At 46.2% G+C, this 20964-nt stretch carries 22 protein-coding genes; 15 read left to right on the forward strand and 7 right to left on the reverse strand.

The genetic code is table 11. From position 1 onward, the window contains the following. Positions 1-156: 156 nt before the first annotated feature. The gene (locus RDP42_RS07835; RefSeq protein ID WP_022353359.1) at positions 157-1428 is read left to right on the forward strand and encodes a S41 family peptidase; all 1272 of its coding nucleotides are present in this window, start codon (positions 157-159) and stop codon (positions 1426-1428) included. A gap of 82 nt (positions 1429-1510) precedes the next feature. Here the strand turns inward: RDP42_RS07835 and RDP42_RS07840 are convergent, their stop codons facing one another. Then, positions 1511-2275 carry a helix-turn-helix transcriptional regulator gene (locus RDP42_RS07840; protein ID WP_308763237.1) on the reverse strand — a complete coding sequence of 255 codons (765 nt, stop codon included), beginning with the start codon at positions 2273-2275 and terminating at the stop codon, positions 1511-1513. A gap of 121 nt (positions 2276-2396) precedes the next feature. Between RDP42_RS07840 and dnaE the strand changes: the two genes are divergently transcribed. From dnaE to RDP42_RS07855, 3 genes are read left to right on the forward strand one after another with little or no spacing between them, the layout of a single operon-like run. Continuing rightward, positions 2397-6194 carry a DNA polymerase III subunit alpha gene (gene dnaE / locus RDP42_RS07845; RefSeq protein ID WP_308763238.1) on the forward strand — a complete coding sequence of 1266 codons (3798 nt, stop codon included), beginning with the start codon at positions 2397-2399 and terminating at the stop codon, positions 6192-6194. A gap of 36 nt (positions 6195-6230) precedes the next feature. Then, the gene (trxA, locus tag RDP42_RS07850; RefSeq protein ID WP_177865766.1) at positions 6231-6548 is read left to right on the forward strand and encodes a thioredoxin; all 318 of its coding nucleotides are present in this window, start codon (positions 6231-6233) and stop codon (positions 6546-6548) included. Between the two features lie 18 nt (positions 6549-6566). Next, positions 6567-6902: a hypothetical protein gene (locus tag RDP42_RS07855; RefSeq protein ID WP_022353363.1), complete on the forward strand. Its 336-nt coding sequence runs from the start codon at positions 6567-6569 to the stop codon at positions 6900-6902. 93 nt (positions 6903-6995) lie between these two features. Here RDP42_RS07855 and RDP42_RS07860 read toward each other — a convergent pair whose 3' ends face one another. Next, complete coding sequence (locus RDP42_RS07860; protein WP_204473653.1) at positions 6996-7334, reverse strand: translation initiation factor; 339 nt, start codon at positions 7332-7334, stop codon at positions 6996-6998. 111 nt (positions 7335-7445) lie between these two features. Here RDP42_RS07860 and RDP42_RS07865 point away from each other — a divergent pair, with 111 nt between their 5' ends. The 7 genes from RDP42_RS07865 (at position 7446) to RDP42_RS07895 (ending at position 12149) form a co-directional block, all read left to right on the forward strand. Next, entirely contained in the window at positions 7446-8099 is a 654-nt protein-coding gene (locus RDP42_RS07865) for a redox-sensing transcriptional repressor Rex (RefSeq protein ID WP_204473655.1), read from the forward strand. 4 nt (positions 8100-8103) lie between these two features. Next, positions 8104-8721: a fumarylacetoacetate hydrolase family protein gene (locus RDP42_RS07870; protein ID WP_308763239.1), complete on the forward strand. Its 618-nt coding sequence runs from the start codon at positions 8104-8106 to the stop codon at positions 8719-8721. After that, positions 8718-9197, forward strand: coding sequence for a 2-C-methyl-D-erythritol 2,4-cyclodiphosphate synthase (gene ispF, locus RDP42_RS07875; RefSeq protein WP_303916270.1), 480 nt, complete (start codon positions 8718-8720; stop codon positions 9195-9197). Before RDP42_RS07870 ends, ispF begins: the two co-directional genes overlap by 4 nt. A 15-nt stretch (positions 9198-9212) precedes the next feature. Continuing rightward, the gene (locus RDP42_RS07880; RefSeq protein ID WP_308763240.1) at positions 9213-10208 is read left to right on the forward strand and encodes a glycosyltransferase; all 996 of its coding nucleotides are present in this window, start codon (positions 9213-9215) and stop codon (positions 10206-10208) included. A gap of 63 nt (positions 10209-10271) precedes the next feature. Then, positions 10272-10961, forward strand: coding sequence for a DNA repair protein RadC (gene radC, locus RDP42_RS07885; RefSeq protein WP_204473663.1), 690 nt, complete (start codon positions 10272-10274; stop codon positions 10959-10961). Positions 10962-11041: 80 nt separating this feature from the next. Continuing rightward, complete coding sequence (locus RDP42_RS07890; protein WP_204473672.1) at positions 11042-11362, forward strand: metal-sulfur cluster assembly factor; 321 nt, start codon at positions 11042-11044, stop codon at positions 11360-11362. A 19-nt stretch (positions 11363-11381) separates the two neighbouring features. Beyond that, positions 11382-12149 (forward strand): UDP-2,3-diacylglucosamine diphosphatase, encoded by a 768-nt coding sequence (locus RDP42_RS07895; RefSeq protein ID WP_303916282.1) that lies wholly within the window; start codon positions 11382-11384, stop codon positions 12147-12149. Between the two features lie 97 nt (positions 12150-12246). On the opposite strand, the gene RDP42_RS07900 is transcribed toward RDP42_RS07895, so the two are convergent. From RDP42_RS07900 to pta, 3 genes are all read right to left on the reverse strand, one after another. Beyond that, positions 12247-13287 (reverse strand): sugar kinase, encoded by a 1041-nt coding sequence (locus RDP42_RS07900; RefSeq protein WP_308763241.1) that lies wholly within the window; start codon positions 13285-13287, stop codon positions 12247-12249. A 149-nt stretch (positions 13288-13436) separates the two neighbouring features. Then, positions 13437-14636 (reverse strand): acetate kinase, encoded by a 1200-nt coding sequence (locus RDP42_RS07905; protein WP_308763242.1) that lies wholly within the window; start codon positions 14634-14636, stop codon positions 13437-13439. 93 nt (positions 14637-14729) lie between these two features. Continuing rightward, positions 14730-15740: a phosphate acetyltransferase gene (pta, locus tag RDP42_RS07910; protein ID WP_177865788.1), complete on the reverse strand. Its 1011-nt coding sequence runs from the start codon at positions 15738-15740 to the stop codon at positions 14730-14732. 239 nt (positions 15741-15979) lie between these two features. Here pta and RDP42_RS07915 point away from each other — a divergent pair, with 239 nt between their 5' ends. From RDP42_RS07915 to RDP42_RS07930, 4 genes are all read left to right on the forward strand, one after another. Further along, positions 15980-16330: a CidA/LrgA family protein gene (locus RDP42_RS07915; protein WP_072543568.1), complete on the forward strand. Its 351-nt coding sequence runs from the start codon at positions 15980-15982 to the stop codon at positions 16328-16330. Next, entirely contained in the window at positions 16311-17006 is a 696-nt protein-coding gene (locus RDP42_RS07920; RefSeq protein WP_308763243.1) for an LrgB family protein, read from the forward strand. The genes RDP42_RS07915 and RDP42_RS07920 overlap by 20 nt, the downstream gene beginning before the upstream one ends. A 114-nt stretch (positions 17007-17120) precedes the next feature. Next, the gene (locus tag RDP42_RS07925) at positions 17121-18011 is read left to right on the forward strand and encodes a DUF2156 domain-containing protein (protein WP_177865792.1); all 891 of its coding nucleotides are present in this window, start codon (positions 17121-17123) and stop codon (positions 18009-18011) included. Then, positions 18008-19033, forward strand: a complete 1026-nt coding sequence (locus tag RDP42_RS07930) for a GNAT family N-acetyltransferase (RefSeq protein WP_308763244.1) — start codon at positions 18008-18010, stop codon at positions 19031-19033. Before RDP42_RS07925 ends, RDP42_RS07930 begins: the two co-directional genes overlap by 4 nt. A 7-nt stretch (positions 19034-19040) precedes the next feature. On the opposite strand, the gene cdaA is transcribed toward RDP42_RS07930, so the two are convergent. Continuing rightward, positions 19041-19820 carry a diadenylate cyclase CdaA gene (gene cdaA / locus RDP42_RS07935; RefSeq protein WP_308763245.1) on the reverse strand — a complete coding sequence of 260 codons (780 nt, stop codon included), beginning with the start codon at positions 19818-19820 and terminating at the stop codon, positions 19041-19043. Positions 19821-19855: 35 nt separating this feature from the next. Continuing rightward, positions 19856-20704 carry a dihydropteroate synthase gene (folP, locus tag RDP42_RS07940; protein ID WP_308763246.1) on the reverse strand — a complete coding sequence of 283 codons (849 nt, stop codon included), beginning with the start codon at positions 20702-20704 and terminating at the stop codon, positions 19856-19858. Positions 20705-20964: the final 260 nt, after the last annotated feature.

Genomic DNA, 20964 nt, shown 5'->3' on the forward strand with positions numbered 1-20964 from the left:
ATATATGAAGGGGGATGTTTCTACAAATGTAATGAATTTTATTTCATGTACAAAGGATATGGTTTTTCTTCCTATTCTTGAAACTACCCTACAGGGTAGTGGAAAACTCTCACGAAGTATGGAACTTTGCAGCAGGAAACTAAAAAACATCATACAATGAAGAAGAGTATTAGAATAGTAGTAAAAGTTACTTTATCCCTTTTGATTCTTTTGATATTGGGATTTATCGGATTGGTCATTTATGCAAAGTATTTCTATAATCGGGATGTAAAAGTCGTTTCTTATTATGCCGATGAGTTATGTATTGGGAAGGAGGATTTTAAAGCAGAATTTGAAGAAATCTATCAAGTTACCCTGGACGAGTACTCATTGTATCCTTCCAAGCATTTGAACATGGATAGTTTGCATCAAGAGTATGTACGACGAATAGCAAAAGAGGCAAATACACCTGTTGATTTTGGCAAGATATTGAAAGAATATTTTGCTGCACTAAATGCGGGTCATGCCTCCGTTTATCTAAACGATTATACGGCCAATTATGCTCCATTGTATATTGAAGGAAGAGTTTTTATTAATCAGCCTAATTTGTATATGCGTGAAAATGGCTTCCAAGATAAGGATGAAATTATGAGTATAAATAAAATTCCGGTTGCAGAATGGATTGCCACGAACGAAAAATATACTCCTGCTTCTACCGAAAAATGCCGAAGATTGATGACCGCCCGTAAGCTATTTCGTTCTTGGAGCGATACTATTGCAACCTATCAGGTAATTCGAAATCAAGATACGGTGAGCCTGACGCTCAATCTGAAAAAAGCATCTGCCTTTCATGAAAAACAAAACCCTACTGTGGAATGGACGGTATTACAGGATAGCATTGGATATATTCGCATATTGTCTATGATGGATCCGGTTGTTGATGAATTTGACAGAGCTTATCAACAGGTAAAGGACTTTCCAGATTTAATCGTGGATGTCCGTGAGAATGGAGGAGGAAATAGTGGAAACGGTAAAAAAATATGCGAGTACCTCATCCATAAGCCACAGCCACATTGCGTATCGCCGGATTGGGAAATAATTCCTCGGAAAGATTCATATAAGGGTAAATTATTTCTTCTGACTAGTACATATACCTTTTCTGCCGCTGAAAGTTTCACATTGGATTTAAAAGAAAGTGGTGATGTGACAATTATCGGTGAAGGGACTGGTGGGGATACAGGAAATCGTCCTCGTACATTTCATACTACGAATGGAATTTATTTTCGTTTGCCGACAAGAGAGCCTTTTTTTTCACCAAACGGATTCCCAATGGAGGGAAAAAGTATCATGCCTGATTATAAAGTTTGTCAGAATGTAAATGATTTTATGAAAAACCGTGATACGGTATTGGAGTTTGCCTTAAAAATGATTGGTACTAATAATCAGTAATGAACTTGAACGGAAGAAGATGGAGGAATACATCACTACCCATCCTCCAGTTGCCACTCTGCCGAAGTTCTATATCGTCTTCCTAAATCAGCCTCAGATTGGCTGCGATGCCCACGGCCTCAGTGATGTTTTCTGCGTGTAGTTTCTCAAAGAGTTTCTTCTTGTGAAACTTGACGGTATTGGCATCAATAAAGAGAGTTTCTCCTATTTCTGTGTTCGACAGTCCTCTGACGGAGAGCTGGAGAATCTCTTTTTCACGGTCGGAAAGAATCAGTTCGGGCTGTTTTTTCCATCGTCTGCCCTCGAATGAATAGATGTAACGGTCGGTGCATGTATGGTCTGAAATGACGACCTCCCCGATGTTTTTCTCCGGTGAGAGTGAAACGGTACATAGCGCCAGCCATATATCTCCTTTGTCACTCAACAAGATGGGGGTCAGCTTGTGGTGGATAAGATGCGAATGTCTTTCTGAGGTACGGATATGAAAGTTATACTCAATGGACAAGTCAAGTCTTTTTTCTACCGGCTGGTCATAGTAAAACCGAAATCCGGCCTCGTTGATTTCCATCAGACGGTTTATCTCGTCAGGTGGAACCACCTCAAAATAGAAGGCATAACCCTTATGTTGCACTTCTTCCGGTGAACGCCCGCAGAGAAACAGGGGGTTGGATGATACATAAAGGAAATTCTTGCGGTTATAGTCGATGATGTATAGGCTATGATTGGTGTTGCGGGCCAACGCATCGGCCATAGAAATGCAAACAGCGGTTTTTGAATAATTGCTGTCGGCGATTTGCATGTGTGAATTGAGGGGACGGAAAAATTGGTTGAGCTCGTGTGATGTCATATTGTGATCTTGTTTTGCGCTGTAAAGGTAAGGAAATTTTTCTTTAAAAATTTTGAGCTGTCTTGTCTCTTCCCTAAAAGATGGGTATCTTTGACTCGTTTTTCATTTAACATTGATACTCATGCAGGATTTTGTTCATTTGCACGTTCATACGCAGTATTCTATTCTTGACGGACAGGCTTCTATTCCCCGGCTGGTAGACAAGGCGATAGCCAACGGTATGCGAGGAATCGCAGTGACCGACCACGGAGATATGTTCGGTATCAAGGAGTTCTTCAACTATGTCAACAAGAAGAACGGGGGTACGAACGGGGAGATTAAGGATTTGAAGAAGAGAATTGCCGCCCTCGAAAGCGGTAAGGAAGAATCGGAAAACCCTGAAGCGGAGATTGCGGCCTGCAAGGAACAGTTGGAGGCTGCGAAAAAGAAACTGTTCAAACCGATTTTCGGTTGTGAGATGTACGTGGCCCGCCGTCGGCTGGAGGACAAGGAAGGAAAGCCCGACCAGAGCGGATATCACCTAGTGGTGCTGGCCAAGAACCTGAAAGGTTATCACAACTTGATTAAGCTGGTGTCGAAGGCATGGACCAAGGGATTCTACATGCGTCCGCGTACAGACCGTACGGAGTTGGAAAAATACCACGAGGGCTTGATTGTGTGTTCAGCTTGTCTGGGAGGAGAGGTGCCCCGACGCATTACGGCCGGACAGTTTGAGGAGGCCGAAGAGGCAATTCGCTGGTACAAGAATCTGTTTGGGGATGATTACTACTTGGAGCTGCAGCGCCATAAGGCCATTGTGCCCCGTGCCAATCACGAGGTATATCCCATGCAGCAGGTGGTGAATGAAAAACTGATTGAATATGCCAAGAAATACAATATCAAGCTGGTGTGTACGAACGACGTACACTTTGTGGACGAGGAAAATGCCGAAGCCCACGACCGGCTTATCTGTCTGAGTACCGGAAAAGACCTGGACGACCCGAACCGTATGCTTTATACCAAACAGGAATGGATGAAGACGCGGGAGGAGATGAACGAAATTTTTGCCGATGTGCCGGAGGCATTGAGCAATACGGTGGAGGTGTGCGACAAGGTGGAATTTTATTCCATTGACCATGCACCCATCATGCCGACATTTGCCATTCCGGAGGATTTTGGTACGGAAGAGGAATACCGCAAGAAGTTCACGGAGAAAGACTTGTTTGACGAGTTTACCCGCGACGAAAACGGTAATGTGGTGATGGATGAGGCTGCGGCCAAGGCAAAGATTGAACGTCTGGGAGGATATGAGAAGTTGTATCGTATCAAGCTGGAGGCAGATTATCTGGCGAAACTGGCTTACGACGGGGCGAAAAGACGTTATGGCGAGAACCTGTCGGAAGAGGTGCAGGAACGTATCAAGTTTGAGCTGCATATTATGAAAACCATGGGTTTCCCGGGATACTTCTTGATTGTGCAGGACTTCATTAATGCGGCGCGTAACCAGCTGGATGTGTCGGTAGGACCGGGACGTGGTTCGGCAGCCGGTTCGGCAGTGGCCTACTGTCTGGGTATCACGCAGATTGACCCGATTCAGTATGACTTGCTGTTCGAGCGTTTTTTGAATCCCGACCGTATCTCCTTGCCGGATATCGATGTGGACTTCGATGATGACGGTCGAGGCCGCGTGTTGAACTGGGTCACGGAAAAATATGGACAGGAAAAGGTGGCTCACATCATTACGTATGGTACCATGGCCACGAAGCTGGCCATCAAGGATGTGGCCCGTGTGCAGAAGCTTCCACTTTCGGAGTCCGATCGCTTGTGTAAACTGATTCCGGATAAGATTCCCGATAAGAAACTGAATTTGCCGAATGCCATTGCGTATGTGCCGGAGTTGCAGGAGGCAGAAGTGTCGCCGAATCCGGTATTGCGGGATACCATCAAGTATGCCAAAATGCTGGAGGGTAACGTGCGCAACACGGGCGTGCATGCCTGTGGTACGATTATCTGCCGTGACGATATTACCGACTGGGTGCCGGTAAGTACGGCCGATGACAAGGAAACCGGCGAGAAGATGCTGGTGACCCAGTATGAAGGTTCGGTGATTGAAGATACCGGACTGATTAAGATGGACTTTTTGGGACTGAAGACGCTGTCCATCATCAAGGAGGCCATCGAGAATATCCGCCAGAGCAAGGGCATTGTATTGAATATTGACGAAGTGCCGATTGACGACCCGGCTACTTACCGCTTATATAGTGAAGGACGTACCATCGGTACGTTCCAGTTTGAATCGGCAGGTATGCAGAAGTACCTGCGCGAACTCCAGCCGAGTACGTTCGAGGACTTGATTGCCATGAATGCCCTCTATCGTCCGGGACCGATGGATTACATTCCGGACTTTATCGACCGTAAGCATGGCCGGAAACCGATTGAGTATGATATCCCGGTGATGGAGAAATACCTGAAGGATACGTATGGTATTACGGTGTATCAGGAGCAGGTGATGTTGCTGTCGCGTTTGCTGGCCGACTTTACCCGAGGCGAATCAGATGCCTTGCGTAAGGCCATGGGTAAGAAGTTGCGTGACAAGCTGGACCACATGAAGCCGAAGTTCATTGAGGGTGGAAAGAAGAACGGACACGACCCGAAGGTGCTCGAAAAGATTTGGGCCGACTGGGAAAAGTTTGCATCGTATGCCTTCAACAAGTCGCATGCCACCTGTTATTCGTGGGTGGCTTATCAGACGGCTTATCTGAAAGCCAACTATCCATCGGAATACATGGCGGCCACGATGAGCCGGAACATTTCGAACATCACGGAAATCACGAAACTCATGGACGAATGCAAGTCGATGGGTATCAAGGTGCTGGGACCGGATGTGAATGAAAGTAACCTGAAATTCTCTGTCAACTACCACGGAGATATCCGCTTCGGACTGGGGGCGATAAAAGGCGTGGGAGAATCGGCTGTACAGAGTATTCTGGATGAACGTCGGAAGAATGGAGAATTCAAAAATATATTTGATTTCGTGCAGCGGGTCAATTTATCGGCCTGCAACCGGAAGAACATTGAAAACCTGGCACTGGCCGGGGGCTTTGACAGTTTCTCGGGTATCAAGCGGGAAGATTTCTTTGTGAAAAATGCCAAGGATGAATCCTTCTCGGATGTATTGGTACGTTACGGTAACAAATACCAGCTGGACAAGGCTGCTGCTGCTAATTCCCTGTTCGGTGGAGAACATGAGGTAGAGGTCGCTACTCCGGAAATTGTGCCGGCACCGGCTTGGAGCGACTTGGAACGCCTGAACAAGGAACGTGACTTGGTGGGAATTTACTTGTCGGCCCATCCGCTGGATGAGTTTGCTGTGATTTTGGAGAATGTGTGCAACGTGCACATGGCGGATTTGGCCGATCTGACTCCGTTGCAGAACCACGACCTGGTGATGGGAGGAATTGTGACGGGGGTACGCGAAGGGTACACCAAGACTGGAAAACCCTACGGCATCGCGAAAGTGGAAGATTATTCGGGTACGGCGGAATTTGCCTTCTTCGGCAACGAATGGGTGGAAAAGAAGAATTTCTTCATGGAAGGTATGTTCCTGTTCATGCGAGGAAAATGTCAGCCCAAGCAATGGCGTCAGGAAGAATGGGAAGTGAAGGTTAATTCCATCGAGCTGCTGCCGGAGGTGAAGGAAAAGGTTATCGAAAAACTGACCGTGACAGCTCCTTTGTCGGCCATTGACGACCAGATGATTATGGAATTTTCGTCGTTGGTGAAGGATTGTCCGGGGAATGCAGAGCTGCACTTCCTGGTGCGTGATGAAGACGGACAGATGTATGTCAACTTGATGTCACGCACGATGAAGATTTCCGTACAGAAAAATCTGGTGAATTATTTAAAAAACCAACCATTGTTGGACTATAAAATAAATTAGTATATATTTGCGTAGAACTTAAAACTATAAACGATTATGGCATTGAACATTAAAGACGACAATTTTGAAGCTATTGTAGCAGAAGGTAAACCTGTGGTGTTGGATTTTTGGGCTACATGGTGTGGACCTTGTAAACAAATCGCTCCATATATTGAAGAACTGGCAGAGGAATATAAGGATAAAGTAAATATCGGCAAATGCGACGTAGACGACAATGCAGATCTTCCTGCACAGTTCGGTGTCCGCAACATTCCTACCGTGCTGTTCATTAAAGATGGAAAAGTGGTTGACAAGCAGGTGGGTGCTACTACCAAGGCTGCTTTGCAGGCAAAGGTAGAGGCTTTGTTGAAATAACTCAAAATCAAATAAGTTATGGGAATGGAAGACGACTTCTTGTTGGAAGACGAGGACGATGAAAAAACCATCGAGTTCATCAAGAACTATTTGCCTCAGGACATGAAAGAGGTTTTCTCGGACGATGACTTGTACTACATCTTGGATTTGATTGTGGATTACTATACCACGAGCGGTTGTCTGGATGCACAGCCGGACGACGAAGGATATATCAACATTGACCAGGATGAGATTGTGAACTACATCGTCAAGGAGTCTACAAAGGATGGTATGGGACCGTTTGACCCGGATGCGATCTTCTTCGTTGTACAAGGCGAAATGGAGTATGGCAACCAGCTGGGACAGGTAGAGTAAAAATACATACCGAATTCCTGAAAGAATAAACTCCGGGGTTGTGAAATGCAGCCCCGGAGTTTGTTTTTATTGTATAAGATGAGTTGGGTACTTTTATTTGGTTTGACTGTATCCTTCTGCTTTCAGCAAATCGATGATACGTGGCTTGAATTCTCCTTGAATGAGAATTTCCCCGTCTTTTACGGAACCTCCCACACCGCATTTCGTCTTGAGCATTCTGCCAAGTTCCTTTAAATCCTCTTCCGAACCGATGAATCCGGATACGACGGTGACGGTTTTTCCGCCTCGTCCTTTCTTTTCGATGCTGACTCTCAGCTTTTGCTGTTTCGGATCAAGAGTCTCTGTTTCTTCCTCTTCTTCTACGTGATAGTTGAAATCGGGGTTCGTAGAATATACAATGTTCAGGCGGTCTTTCCAGTCGTTCTTTTTCATGTGAATTTAATTTAATCCGTCTTCAAAGGTATGACATTTTTCAGGAATCGTGTCTAAGGTTTGCGAGAAATAGTTTAATTTTGCACTATTATTAAATAGAGCACAATCCGGATGGCTGTACGAAGTCGTAAAATTATGGACAAGATTCCTGAGCCTACTTTACGCAGACTCCCATGGTATCTTTCGAATGCGAAGCTGATGAAAGAGAAAGGGGAAAAATATGTGTCGTCTACCCAAATCTCCAGACAAATCAATATTGATGCTTCGCAGATAGCGAAAGACCTTTCGTATGTGGATATATCCGGACGTACGCGAGTGGGGTATGAGGTGGACTTGCTGATTCAGGTGCTGGAAGATTTCCTTGGGTTTACGAACATGCACAAGGCTTATCTGTTCGGGGTTGGTAGTCTGGGGGGTGCCTTGCTGAGAGACTCCGGTCTGTCGCACTTCGGATTGAAGATTGTGGGCGCATTCGACATCAACCCGAATCTGGTGGGTACTACCATTGAAGGAATTCCCATTTATCATACCGATGAGTTTGAGCAGCGGATGGCAAAGGATGGGGTGAGAATCGGGGTGCTGACTGTTCCTATCAACATTGCGCAGGACATTACGGACAAGATGGTGGCCGGAGGAATCAAGGCTGTATGGAATTTTACACCGTTCCGTATCCGTGTACCGGAAACCATCGTGGTGCAGAACACTTCACTATATGCGCATCTGGCCGTGATGTTCAATCGTTTGAATGAAATTATAAAGAAATAACTCCATGAAAATTATTGCTATAGGCATGAACTACAGCCTGCATTGTCATGAATTGCATGCAGGGGAGGCCTTGCCAAAAGAACCGGTGATTTTTATGAAACCGGACTCTGCCTTGCTGAAAGACAGCAAGCCTTTTTTTATCCCTGATTTTTGTGAACAGGTAGATTATGAAACGGAGATGGTGGTGCGTATCTGCCGCCTGGGAAAGAATATTTCCGAGCGTTTTGCTCATCGTTATTATGATGCAGTGACCGTAGGCATTGATTTCACAGCCCGCGATTTGCAGCGCAAGTTCCGTGCGGAAGGAAAACCCTGGGAATTATGCAAAGGATTTGACAATTCGGCGGCCATCGGTGATTGGGTACCGGTGGAGAAAGTGGGCGACATTCAGCACGTGAACTTCCATCTGGATATCGACGGAAAGACGGTACAGCGAGGAAATACCGGTGATATGTTGTTTACTGTAGACCAGATTATTGCTTACGTCAGCCGTTTCTGTACCCTGAAAATCGGGGATATGCTGTTTACGGGTACGCCGGTGGGAGTCGGTCCCGTACAGATAGGCAATCACCTGGAGGGATATTTGGAAAATGAAAAACTTCTTGATTTTTACATACGATGAAGATTAGAGTAGGATTTGGATTCGATGTGCACCGTCTGGTGCCCGGACGTGAATTGTGGCTGGGTGGCATTCGTCTGGAACATGAATTGGGCTTGTTGGGACATTCTGATGCCGACGTGCTGATTCATGCCATTTGCGATGCGCTGCTGGGAGCAGCCAACCTGCGTGACATAGGTTATCATTTCCCTGACAATTCGGCGGAATTCAAGAATATCGACAGCAAGATTCTGCTGGCAAAAACCGTAGAACTGATTGCCGGAAAAGGCTATCGGGTGGGAAACATTGATGCAACGGTGTGTGCCGAACGTCCGAAACTGAAAAACCGCATTCCGGAAATGCAGGAAGTGTTGGCCAAGGTGATGGGCGTGGATGCAGACGATGTCTCCATCAAGGCAACGACGACCGAGAAACTGGGCTTTACCGGACGGGAAGAAGGAATTTCGGCCTATGCTACGGTATTAATTGAAAAAGATTGAGAAGGAGGAAAAAGAATGAATCCGAAATATTCAGTAGTCATACCGGTATACAACCGGCCGGACGAGGTGGACGAACTGTTGCAGAGCCTGACGGGACAAACCTATAAGGATTTTGAGGTTGTAGTGGTGGAAGACGGTTCTGCCATCCCGTGTAAGCAGGTAGTGGAGAAATACGTCGGAAAGCTGGATGTGCATTATTTTGAGAAACCCAATTCAGGTCCGGGACAAACCCGAAACTATGCGGCGGAACGGAGTCGGGGGGAGTATCTACTGATTTTGGATTCCGACTGTATTCTGCCTGAAACGTATCTGGCGGCGGTAGAAGCCGAACTACAACGGGAGCCGGCGGATGCATTTGGAGGACCTGACCGTGCGCACGATTCGTTTACCGACGTGCAGAAAGCCATCAACTATGCCATGACTTCTTTTTTTACTACGGGAGGAATTCGCGGAGGAAAGAAGAAAATGGATAAGTTCTATCCCCGTAGCTTCAACATGGGAGTCCGTGTCGACGTGTACAAGGCGTTGGGGGGATTTTCAAAGATGCGTTTCGGGGAGGACATTGATTTCAGTATCCGTATTTTCAAGGGAGGATATCGTTGTCGTCTGTTTCCGGAAGCGTGGGTATGGCACAAGCGCCGTACGGACTTGAAGAAGTTTTTCAAGCAGGTACACAATTCCGGCATTGCCCGTATCGACTTATACAAGAAATATCCGGAATCGTTGAAAGTGGTACACTTGCTGCCGGCAGTGTTTACGGTAGGCGTGGTACTGGTCTTGCTGGCGGCCTTTATCTGTCCGTGGAGCTTGTTGCTGCTGGCATTGTTTGCGGTCATTATTTTTACAGATGCTTCTCTTCGCAATAAAAGTGTGAAAATTGGTGGACTGTCTGTCCTTGCGGCGTTTATACAGTTGACGGGTTACGGTTCCGGATTTTTGCGGGCGTGGTGGAAACGTTGCGTGTGCGGGGGAAAGTCCTTCTCTGCTTTTGAGAAAACGTTCTATAAATAAGGATTATTTTTTACTCCGGTCCGGTGGTTCCGTCAGTCATTCTTTTGAAAAGGTACGCATACCATGAACGAGAAACTGAATATCAACCAGTGGGCGGAGGAAGACCGACCCCGGGAAAAATTGATGCAGCATGGCCCGGCAGCCTTAAGCAATGCCGAACTGCTGGCCATCCTGATTGGCTCCGGCAATGCGGAGGAAACTGCGGTGGGCCTGATGCGGAAAGTATTGGACGACTGTCATAACCGCCTGAGTGAGCTGGGAAAATATACTGTGGACGACCTTTGTCGTTACAAGGGAATCGGTCCGGCAAAGGCCGTCACGATTTTAGCAGCTTCTGAATTGGGCAAGCGTCGGCGGGAAGAGGAGCCTTCCGAGCGTAAACGAATTACCAGCTCGCAGGATGTGTATGCCTTCTTTCATCCGTTGATGTGTGATCTGCCGGTGGAAGAATGCTGGATATTGTTGCTGAACCAAGCCGCCAAGGTGATAGATGCCGTGAAAATCAGTCAGGGAGGACTGGCTTCTACGCAGGTGGATGTCCGTTGTATCTTGCGGGAGGCTATTCTGAAACGGGCTACTTCTATGATTCTCTGTCACAACCATCCCTCGGGAAATACCCGTCCCAGTTCGGATGACGACCGTTTGACTCATGCGTTGCTGGAGGCTGGACGTACCATGAACATCCGTTTGTTGGATCATGTGGTGGTTTCAGACGGAGGGTACTATAGTTACGGAGATGAAGGACGCCTGTAAGTTCGTTTTTTTGCAAGGTTAGGATGAAAAAATGGAGATTTTTGCCTATGTTTGCAACGAAGAATAAAGATTGAATGATTATGGACAACGACACGAAGTTGAAAATTGAAGAAAAGATTATTGATATGCTGAAAACAGTGTACGACCCGGAAATCCCGGTAAACGTATACGATTTAGGCTTGATTTATAAGATAGACCTTCAGGACGACGGCGAGCTGACCGTCGACATGACGTTGACGGCTCCCAACTGTCCGGCTGCTGATTTTATCATGGAGGATGTGCGTCAGAAGCTGGAATCGGTGGAAGGCGTGAAGTCCGCACAGATTAATCTGGTCTTTGAACCGGAATGGGACAAGGACATGATGACGGAAGAGGCAAAACTGGAACTGGGATTCATGTAAATAAATGGGTATGGATACGATGAAAAATGTATATTTCCTCTCGGATGCCCATCTGGGCTCAAGAGCTATTGCGCATGGCCGTACGCAAGAACGCCGTCTGGTGAATTTCTTGGACAGCATCAAGCATCAGGCTGCAGCCGTGTATCTGTTAGGCGATATGTTCGACTTCTGGTATGAATTCAAACTGGTGGTTCCGAAAGGCTATACTCGCTTTCTGGGCAAACTTTCTGAACTGACGGACATGGGAGTGGAAGTGCATTTTTTTATCGGTAACCATGACATTTGGTGCGGAGACTATCTGGAAAAGGAATGTGGCGTGATTCTGCATCGGGAACCCTTGACGTGTGAAATTTACGGGAAAGAGTTTTTCTTAGGGCATGGTGATGGACTGGGGGACAACGACCGGAAGTTCAAATTGCTGCGAACTATGTTCCACAGTAAGACTTTGCAACGCTTGTTCTCTGCCCTGCATCCGCGGTGGAGCGTGGAACTCGGATTGGAGTGGGCCAAGCATAGCCGTCTGAAAAGAGAAAATGGCCGTGAACCGGAATACATGGGTGAAGATGAAGAGCCGTTGGTATTGTTCTCGAAGGAATACTTGAAGAACCATCCTGATATCAATTATTTTATTTACGGACACCGTCATATTATGCTCGACTTGATGTTGAGCCGTACTTCGCGGATGATGATTTTGGGGGACTGGATTACAGAGTTCTCGTATGCAGTGTTCGACGGAGAAAACATGTTCCTGGAACAATACGTAGAAGGAGAGACCTCGGTGGAATAATTGGGACAAGCTATAAAACTATAAAATCAGGCGTTGATAAAAGCATGAATGGTGCTTTTATCAACGCCTGGTTTTTAGTATAACTATATGGCGGAAATTATCGGGCTACTTCACCGCTTTCATGACGGGCCAGCAAGCCTTCTACTTCGGATACCTTAACCATATTATAGTCGCCGGCAATGGTATTCTTCAATACGGAAGCGGCGGTAGAGAAGTCTACGCGTTTCTGGTTGTCTTCGAATGCATTCTGTGCATACAGCATAGCGCCACAGAAGGCATCGCCTACTCCTACACAATCGATGACGTTGTCGATGTCGAATACACGACTGTATTTCATTTCGCCGTTGGCGTAAAGTACGCCGGCAAATGTATGGTGCTCGGAGCTCATCACGTTACGCAGGGCGATGTAGATATACTTGCAGTTCGGAATCTGCTGGCTGATGCCTTGGCAGAATTTTTCATAAGCGGCTGTATCGTATTTCTCTCCGCTCTTGGTAGCCTTGAAACCTGGGGCCGGAATGCCGGTCACAAGGGCATATTCCCCTTCGCTTCCGAACATAATGTCACTGCTGGTCATTAACGGGCGCAATACTTCTTGAGCAGTTTTTCCGTAGTTCCATAGGTTCTTTCGGTAGTTGATATCGTAAGAGATGGTCAGTCCCATTTCTTTGGCAATATCGATGGCTTCCTTGCATACGTCGGCTAGCCCGGGAGTCAGTGCGGCATCAATGCCTGACCAGTGGAAGATGGCGGCGTCCTTGAAGATTTCCCGCCAGTTAATCATACCGGGTTTCAGTTCAGAGAATGAGGAATGTTCGCGGTCATAGATGACGTTCGAGTTACGCATGGCTGCTGCTTTTTCCATATAATAGGTACCAAGACGATGCCCGCCAAAAAGGATGTGCTTTGTACCGATGTTGTGTGAACGGAGTTCTGCAATACAAGTTTCTCCCAATGCGTTGTTCGGCAAGCGTGTGATGTATTCTACTTCTCCACCGAAGTTGGCGATGGAAATGGCTACATTGGCTTCGCTTCCTCCATAGTTGACAAGGAAGTCGTGGCTTTGTTGAATACGCAAGTTGTCAGGAGTGGTGAGACGGAGCATGATTTCTCCAAATGTTACAATCTTTTTGCTCATAGTGGGATGTTTTTGTTTTAACAGAACGGAGTAAAAAAGAAGAGGATACCTCTTGCAGGTTTCCTTTTCCTTGCCTTCGTTTCCGCGGCAAAGATAGTGAATTCCTGTCAGGGGGTATCCTCTTTTAACTCTTTTAGGATTCCTGCGACTTATTTGTTGTTCAGGATGTTCATAGTGTCGGTAGCAATCATCAGCTCTTCGTCGGTCGGGATGACTACGACTTTTACTTTTGAATTGTCGGTAGAGATGATGGCTTCTTTTCCACGTACTTTATTTCTTTCCGGGTCGATTTCTACACCCAAGAAGCCCAAAGTCTTGCAGACACCGGCACGGGCAGTAGCCTGGTTTTCACCTACACCACCAGTGAACAGGATGACGTCGACGCCTCCCATGGCTGCAGCGTATGCACCGATGTATTTAGTGATGCGGTAGAAGTACATGTTTTCAGTCAGGATGGCACGTTCTTCGCCTCTTGCTACTGCGTCTTCCAGTTCACGCATGTCGCTTGATTTTTCGAACATACCCAACACACCACTCTTTTTGTTCAACAAAGTAGACATTTCGTCTGGAGTCAGACCTTCTTTCTTCATGATGTAAGTGATGGCTCCTCCGTCGATGTCTCCACTACGGGTTCCCATCATCAAGCCTTCCAACGGAGTCAATCCCATGCTGGTATCGATACATTTTCCGTCTTTTACAGCGGCGATGGAACCGCCGTTACCGATGTGGCAAGTGATGATGCGACTGCCTTCCTGCGGGATACCCAGGAATTCACATACACGTTTGGAGACATAACGGTGAGAAGTTCCGTGGAAGCCATAGCGGCGGATACCATATTTTTCATAATAGCTGTAAGGAATGGCATACAGGTATGCATAATCCGGCATAGTCTGGTGGAAAGCAGTATCGAATACAGCTACCTGCGGAACTTCCGGCAACAGTTTCTGTACAGCGTAGATACCTTTCAGGTTGGCCGGGTTGTGAAGCGGACCCAGGTCGCAGCACTCTTCTACAGCTGCAATGACAGCATCATCAATCAGTACAGAAGCGCTGAATTTAGTTCCTCCGTGCAATACGCGGTGACCTACCGCCTTGATTTCATGCAGGTTCTTTACAGCTCCATATTCCGGGTTGGTCAGGGTATCAAAGATAAATTGTACGCCTGTAGTATGTTCTGGAACGTCTTTTTCAATGATTTTCTTTTCTCCGTTCGGCAAAGTCAGTTTCAGGAAAGAACCCGGAAGACCGATTTTTTCAATACCTCCTTGAGCGAGGACTTCTTTTGTAGTCATTTCAAACAATTTGTACTTGATTGAAGAACTACCGCAGTTGAGTACTAATACTTTCATATAAGTTGGAATATATTTTTATGAATGATGAAAATCATAATGCCACTCTGTGAGAAAGGGAGTGGCATTATGGATATGATAGGATTCGGATGATTACTGAGCTTTGGCTGCGATGGCTTGGTTAGCTGTAATGGCAATCATCTTATATACGTCGTCTACACTGCATCCGCGAGACAAGTCGTTAACCGGACGAGCAATACCCTGCAAGATAGGTCCTACGGCAGTAGCATGTCCCAGACGTTCTACCAGTTTGTAAGAGATGTTTCCGACTTCCAGACACGGAACAACCAATACGTTAGCTTTTCCGGCAATTTCTGAACCCGGGGCTTTGCTGGCACCAACTTTCGGAACCAATGCGGCATCAGCCTGCAGTTCACCGTCAATCTTCAGGGTCGGATCCATTTCTTTGGCAATCTTCAGAGCTTCTACTACTTTGTCTACTACTTCATGTTTAGCAGAACCTTTGGTTGAGAAGCTCAACATGGCTACACGCGGGTCGAGGCCTGCTACAGACTGAGCTGTACGAGCTGTACAGATGGCAATCTGTGCCAGCTGGTTGGCATCAGGAACCGGAGTTACGGCTACGTCACCCATTACCAGGATACCGTTGTCACCACATTCAGGAGCGTGTGTCAGCAACAGCATGGCACCTGAAACGCAAGTGATGCCCGGAGCGGTCTTGATAATCTGTAATGCCGGACGGAGTACATCGCCTGTGGTATTGCGGGCACCTGCCAACTGTCCGTCAGCGTCGCCAGATTTGATAATCAGACAGCCCAGATAAAGCGGATTCAAAACCAGTTTGCGGGCTTCTTCAATAGTCATGCCTTTTTTCTTACGAAGTTCGCAAAGCAGTTGTGCGTATTCTTCTTTCTTCGGATGGTTTTCCGGATCGATGATGGTAGCTTTGTGAATGTTACCTAAACCCCATTCCTTTGCCAGTCCCATGATCTCATCGGGGTTACCCAACAGAATCAGGTCTGCTACACCATCTGTCAATACTTGATTGGCAGCTTTCAAAGTACGTTCTTCTGTTCCTTCCGGAAGCACGATGCGCTGTTTGTTTGCTTTAGCGCGTTCAACGATTTCACTGATTAAATCCATGATTTATATGTTAAATGGTAAATTCTTGTTGTGTGTGGTAATGAATTTCTCCTTTATTCGGTTGCAAAAATAGCTATTTTTGTAATATCAAGTTTGCAAAAGGCGTTTTTTTTTGCTTTAAAGTATGCAAAAACCTTTACTCTTCTTATGGGGTAAAATAAAAACAGGTTTTTAAGTATATCGGCTTTCCTGATTATGTAAATTTGCGCCGGTTTTCAATAAATTAAATTTAAGGTAAAATGATTCGACAGTGTTCTATTCTTTTTGGATGTCTGGCATTGGGTGAACTGATTGTGTACCTGACAGGTGTGAAATTGCCTTCAAGTATTATCGGTATGCTGTTGCTGACTCTGTTCCTTCAGCTGGGTTGGATAAAGCTGGAGTGGGTGCAAGGCTTGACTAACTTTTTGGTAGCCAATCTCGGTTTCTTTTTCGTGCCGTCGGGAGTGGCATTGATGCTTTATTTCGACATCATTACAGCGCAGTTCTGGCCGATTGTAATTGCCACGTTGGTTAGTACAGTATTAGTGTTAGTAGTTACAGGTTGGGTTCATCAATTGGTTCGTAAGTATGGATTTTTTCGAAAATAAATTCTTTCTGCTGGCCATCACGTTTGGCTTTTATTTTATTTCAAAGTTATTGCAGAAAAAGACAGGTTGGGTGTTGTTAAATCCCATTTTGGTAGCGATTGCCTTGTTGATTTGCTTCTTGGAGTGTACAGGTGTTTCTTATAAAACTTATTCGGAGGCAGGTAGTTTGGTGGAATTCTGGCTGAAACCGGCGGTGGTTGCTTTGGGAGTCCCTTTGTATTTGCAATTGCGTATGATTAAGAAACAGCTGATGCCAATTTTGGTCTCTCAGCTGGCAGGTTGCGTAGTGGGACTGGTGTCTGTCACCATTATTGCCAAGCTGATGGGGGCTTCGCCTGAAGTCATTATGTCGTTGGCTCCGAAATCTGTGACGACGCCGATTGCCATGGAAGTATCGAATGCGGTAGGAGGAATTCCTTCTCTGACGGCAGCCGTAGTGATTGTAGTGGGATTGTTTGGAGCAATCTGCGGATTTAAATTGTTACAGGTGGGACGTGTGGCCAGCCCGATTGCCCAGGGATTGTCCATGGGGACAGCCAGTCATGCGGTAGGTACCTCACGTGCCATGGAAGTAAGTGGCAAGTACGGTGCATATGCCAGCCTGGGACTGACGTTGAACGGAATTCTGACCGCTTTGCTCTCACCGACGATTCTGCATTTGTTGGGATTGTATTAAAGGTTGTTACGGGATGTCATATTGTCCAAACAGTACGTGGCTGGGTAATGGATGAATTGGTTTTTCTAGGAGAATACATTATATTTGTCCTTCAATCAAGGAACCAAATTTGTTATGATTGCATTTAAACCGATTGAACTAGACGACAAGGATAGGGTTCAGAAATATACGTTACGCAGCTGGCGTCGTAACTGCGACCTGTCATTTTCTAATTTGTACAGCTGGCGTTTCTTGTATCGTACAGAGATTGCGGAGAAAGACGGCTTTTTGTTGTTCCGTTTTTATGCCGACAATCAGCTGGCCTACATGATGCCGGTAGGAGAGGGTAATATACGTTCCATATTGGAAGAGCTGATGGCGGATGCCCGTAGCTTGGGAGCGCCTTTCCGCTTGTTGGGTGTATGCGTCGGAATGCGCGCGGAGCTGGAGTCGGCTTTCCCTTTCCAGTTTGACTTTGTGGCCGACCGTGACTATTTTGACTATGTGTATCTGCGGACAGATTTGGCTACTTTGCGTGGAAAGAAATACCAGCCCAAACGGAATCACATCAATAAGTTTAAGGCGGCTTACCCGGATTATGAATATAAACTCCTGACGCCGGAACTGATTCCGGAATGTCTGCAGTTGGAAACGGAATGGTGCAAGGCTAATGATTGCGCTGAGAATCAGGCATTGCAGGACGAGCGTCGTTCCATGACAGCGGCTTTGCAGCACATGGATCAGCTGGATATACAGGGGGGAGTGCTTTATGTGAATGGCAAGATTGTGGCCTTTACTTTTGGGGCTCCCATCAATCACGAGACTTTTGACACGTGTGTGGAAAAGGCCAATACGGAGATTGAAGGGGCTTACGCCATGATTAATTATGAGTTTGCCAATCATATCCCTGAACAGTATATTTATATCAATCGGGAGGAGGATCTGGGACTGGAGGGACTTCGCAGGGCGAAATTGTCTTATCATCCGGAGATTCTTCTTGAAAAGTATGTGGCAGAACTGAAATGACAATAAAGGAGCAAGTCAAAGTCCTCTGGAAACACTGTTTCCATGATACGGACGAATTCATTGATTTTTATTTTCAAAAGCGGTATACCGATGACCTGAACAGTTATGTGGAAGCAGACGGCCGGGTCATTGCTGCTTTGCAGCGTATTCCTTATTCGCTGACTTATGAAGGAATGGGGATGCCTGTCGCGTATATTTCCGGAGCTTGTACCGATCCGGCTTATCGAAACAAAGGAGTGATGCGTCGGTTGCTGGCAGAAGCTCATCGTCGGATGTATCGGGAAGGGGTGATGTTTTCCACTTTGATTCCGGCGGAGGAATGGTTGAAGGGATATTATGCCCGTTCTGGATATGCGAATTGTTTTGCACAGGCAAAAAAGTTATTAACAGCTTTCCCTTCGCCTGTTGATAACTTCTCGAAGCTGTTCAGAATTGTTGAAATCGCTCCAAGAAGTGCTCTATGCAGCGATGCTTATCGTTTTTTTAATCATTTTCAGTCGTCTCGGGAGGCTTACATACAGCATGATTGGGAAGATTTCCACATTATATTAACCGATTTGCAGTTGAGTGACGGTTCGTTGTGGGGGGCTTTTCAGGAAGGTGTGCTGAAAGGACTTTGTTTTTGTTTCCCGGATGAAAATCTGTTGAAGATTACGGAACTGGTTAGTACGGAGAAAAAAGTGGAACAGGTCCTGGTGGATTATTTGCTGTCTCATTATCAGCTGTCTCAGACGGAATGTCTGGGGCGGGAAGGAGATGAGTCTTATGAGCTGGGGATGGCGCGAATTATCCATGTGGAAGCGATGTTGCGTTTATTGGCTGGAAAATCTCACAAAGACCTTTATATAAAGGTAGAAGGAGATGAGGCTATTCCCGAGAACAACGGTTGGCATAACATTGAAGATGGACGTTATTTTAACGGACGGATGGAAGGACGTGAATATCGTGTACTCTCCATTGAAGAGTTGACCCGCCTGCTGTTTGAGGGGAAACATCCTTATATGAATTTGATGCTGAATTAAGGACGGATTATTGGTTGCTGTCGGAAGTCAGCATTCGTTCCAGTTCTTCGGCCGTCAGTTTCAGGTGGAATTGTCCGTGGTAGGCAATGGAGATGCCTCCGGTTTCTTCCGATACAATGATGGCCATGGCATCCGTTTCCTGTGAGACTCCCAAGGCAGCCCGGTGACGTAACCCCAGTTCTTTGGGAATCTCCAGGTTGTGTGAAACCGGAAGAATACATCCGGCAGCTTTTATCCGTTTGTGGCTGATTACCATGGCTCCGTCATGAAGCGGACTATTCTTGAAGAAGATGTTTTCTATCAACCGCTGGTTGATGTTCGCATCAATCACATCACCTGTACGTACGATATCGTCCAACGGAAAATCTTTCTCAATGACAATCAAGGCCCCTACTTTTCCTTTGCTCATGTTCAGGCAGGCCATGACGATGGGCATGATGTCTTCTCGGTCCGTTTCATTTTTCTTGTTGCCTTTCAAAAATCGGAACAGGCTGTTGCTGCGGTGTCTGGATCCGAGGCTGAGCAGGAAGTGACGTATCTCATCCTGAAACAGTACGATGAGAGCAATGACACCCACGCTGACCAGTTTGTCAAAGATGGAGCCCAGTAATCGCATCTGGAGCACTTGTGACACGATTACCCAGATGATGATGAATACCAAAATGCCAATAAAGATATTGATAGACCCCGATGATTTCATCAGCTTGTAGGTCTTATACAGCAGGAAAGCTACCAGCAGGATATCGAGAATATCTTTAAAACTAAGTATGTAGATATCGAAAGGCATAGTCGTAAAGTGTTTGGAATAAGTAGGTTTTGGTGTTATCGGTCTTTCAGTGCATTGAAAATGTGAACGGTTTCTACGGCCGCTTTTACATCGTGCACCCTGAGTATTTTGGCTCCTTTCATCAAGGCAATGGCATGTACGGCTGTGGTACCGTTGAGTGCCTCTTCAGGAGTCTCATTCAATAGCTTGTAGATCATAGATTTTCGGGATACTCCTACCAAAACAGGCAGTTGGAAGAGCTGGAATTCTTCCAGTTTATCCAATATCTCGTAATTGTGTTTCAGGGTTTTCCCAAAGCCGAATCCCGGATCAAGTATCAGGTCTTTTACTCCCAATGTCCGAAGCTTTTCTATTTTCTCGGCAAAATAACGGATAACCTCTTTTACCGGATTGTCATAATGCGGATTGAGTTGCATGGTTTGCGGATTCCCCTGCATGTGCATCAGGATGTAAGGCACTTTCAGCTGGGCGATAGTGGGAAACATGTGGGCATCTAGGTCGCCTGCAGAAATGTCGTTGACCAAGGCAACTCCATATTCTTCCACACACATCTTGGCTACATCCGCCCGAAAGGTATCAACGGAAACCAAAGCTTCGGGACATTCCCGCTGTACAATTTCCAGCCCCTGCCGTAGCCGCCTCATCTCTTCTTCCGGTGATACGTCTTCCGCATCCGGTCGCGATGAGTAAGCTCCCATGTCGATGAAAGTTCCTCCTTCTTCCAGAATCTGGTGAACCCGGCAGATGATATCTTTTTCGGTTTGTTTACGGCTGTCTGCATAAAAAGAATCCGGAGTGAGATTGAGGATTCCCATCACCTTCGGTTGTGATAAATCCAGCAGTTCTCCTTTTACATTGATGTATTTTGCGAATGTTTCTTCCATGAATTTTCTATCCGTTTCTACCTCGCAAAGGTACGTACAATAATTCAATTTGTTTCAGTTCTTTCTGGCGAATTTTCTTTTCAAGATGGATTTTTCGGCCTTTTTATCTCTTCTTTTTTCACTTTTGGGCAAAAAAATGAACCAAAAGTTTGCAGGTTACAAATTTAGTTGTACCTTTGCAACCGCAATTGAGAACGAGACTCTCGGGCGTTTAGCTCAGCTGGTTCAGAGCATCTGCCTTACAAGCAGAGGGTCGGCGG

This window comes from uncultured Bacteroides sp. (genome assembly GCF_902472605.1).
GTDB lineage: Bacteria > Bacteroidota > Bacteroidia > Bacteroidales > Bacteroidaceae > Phocaeicola.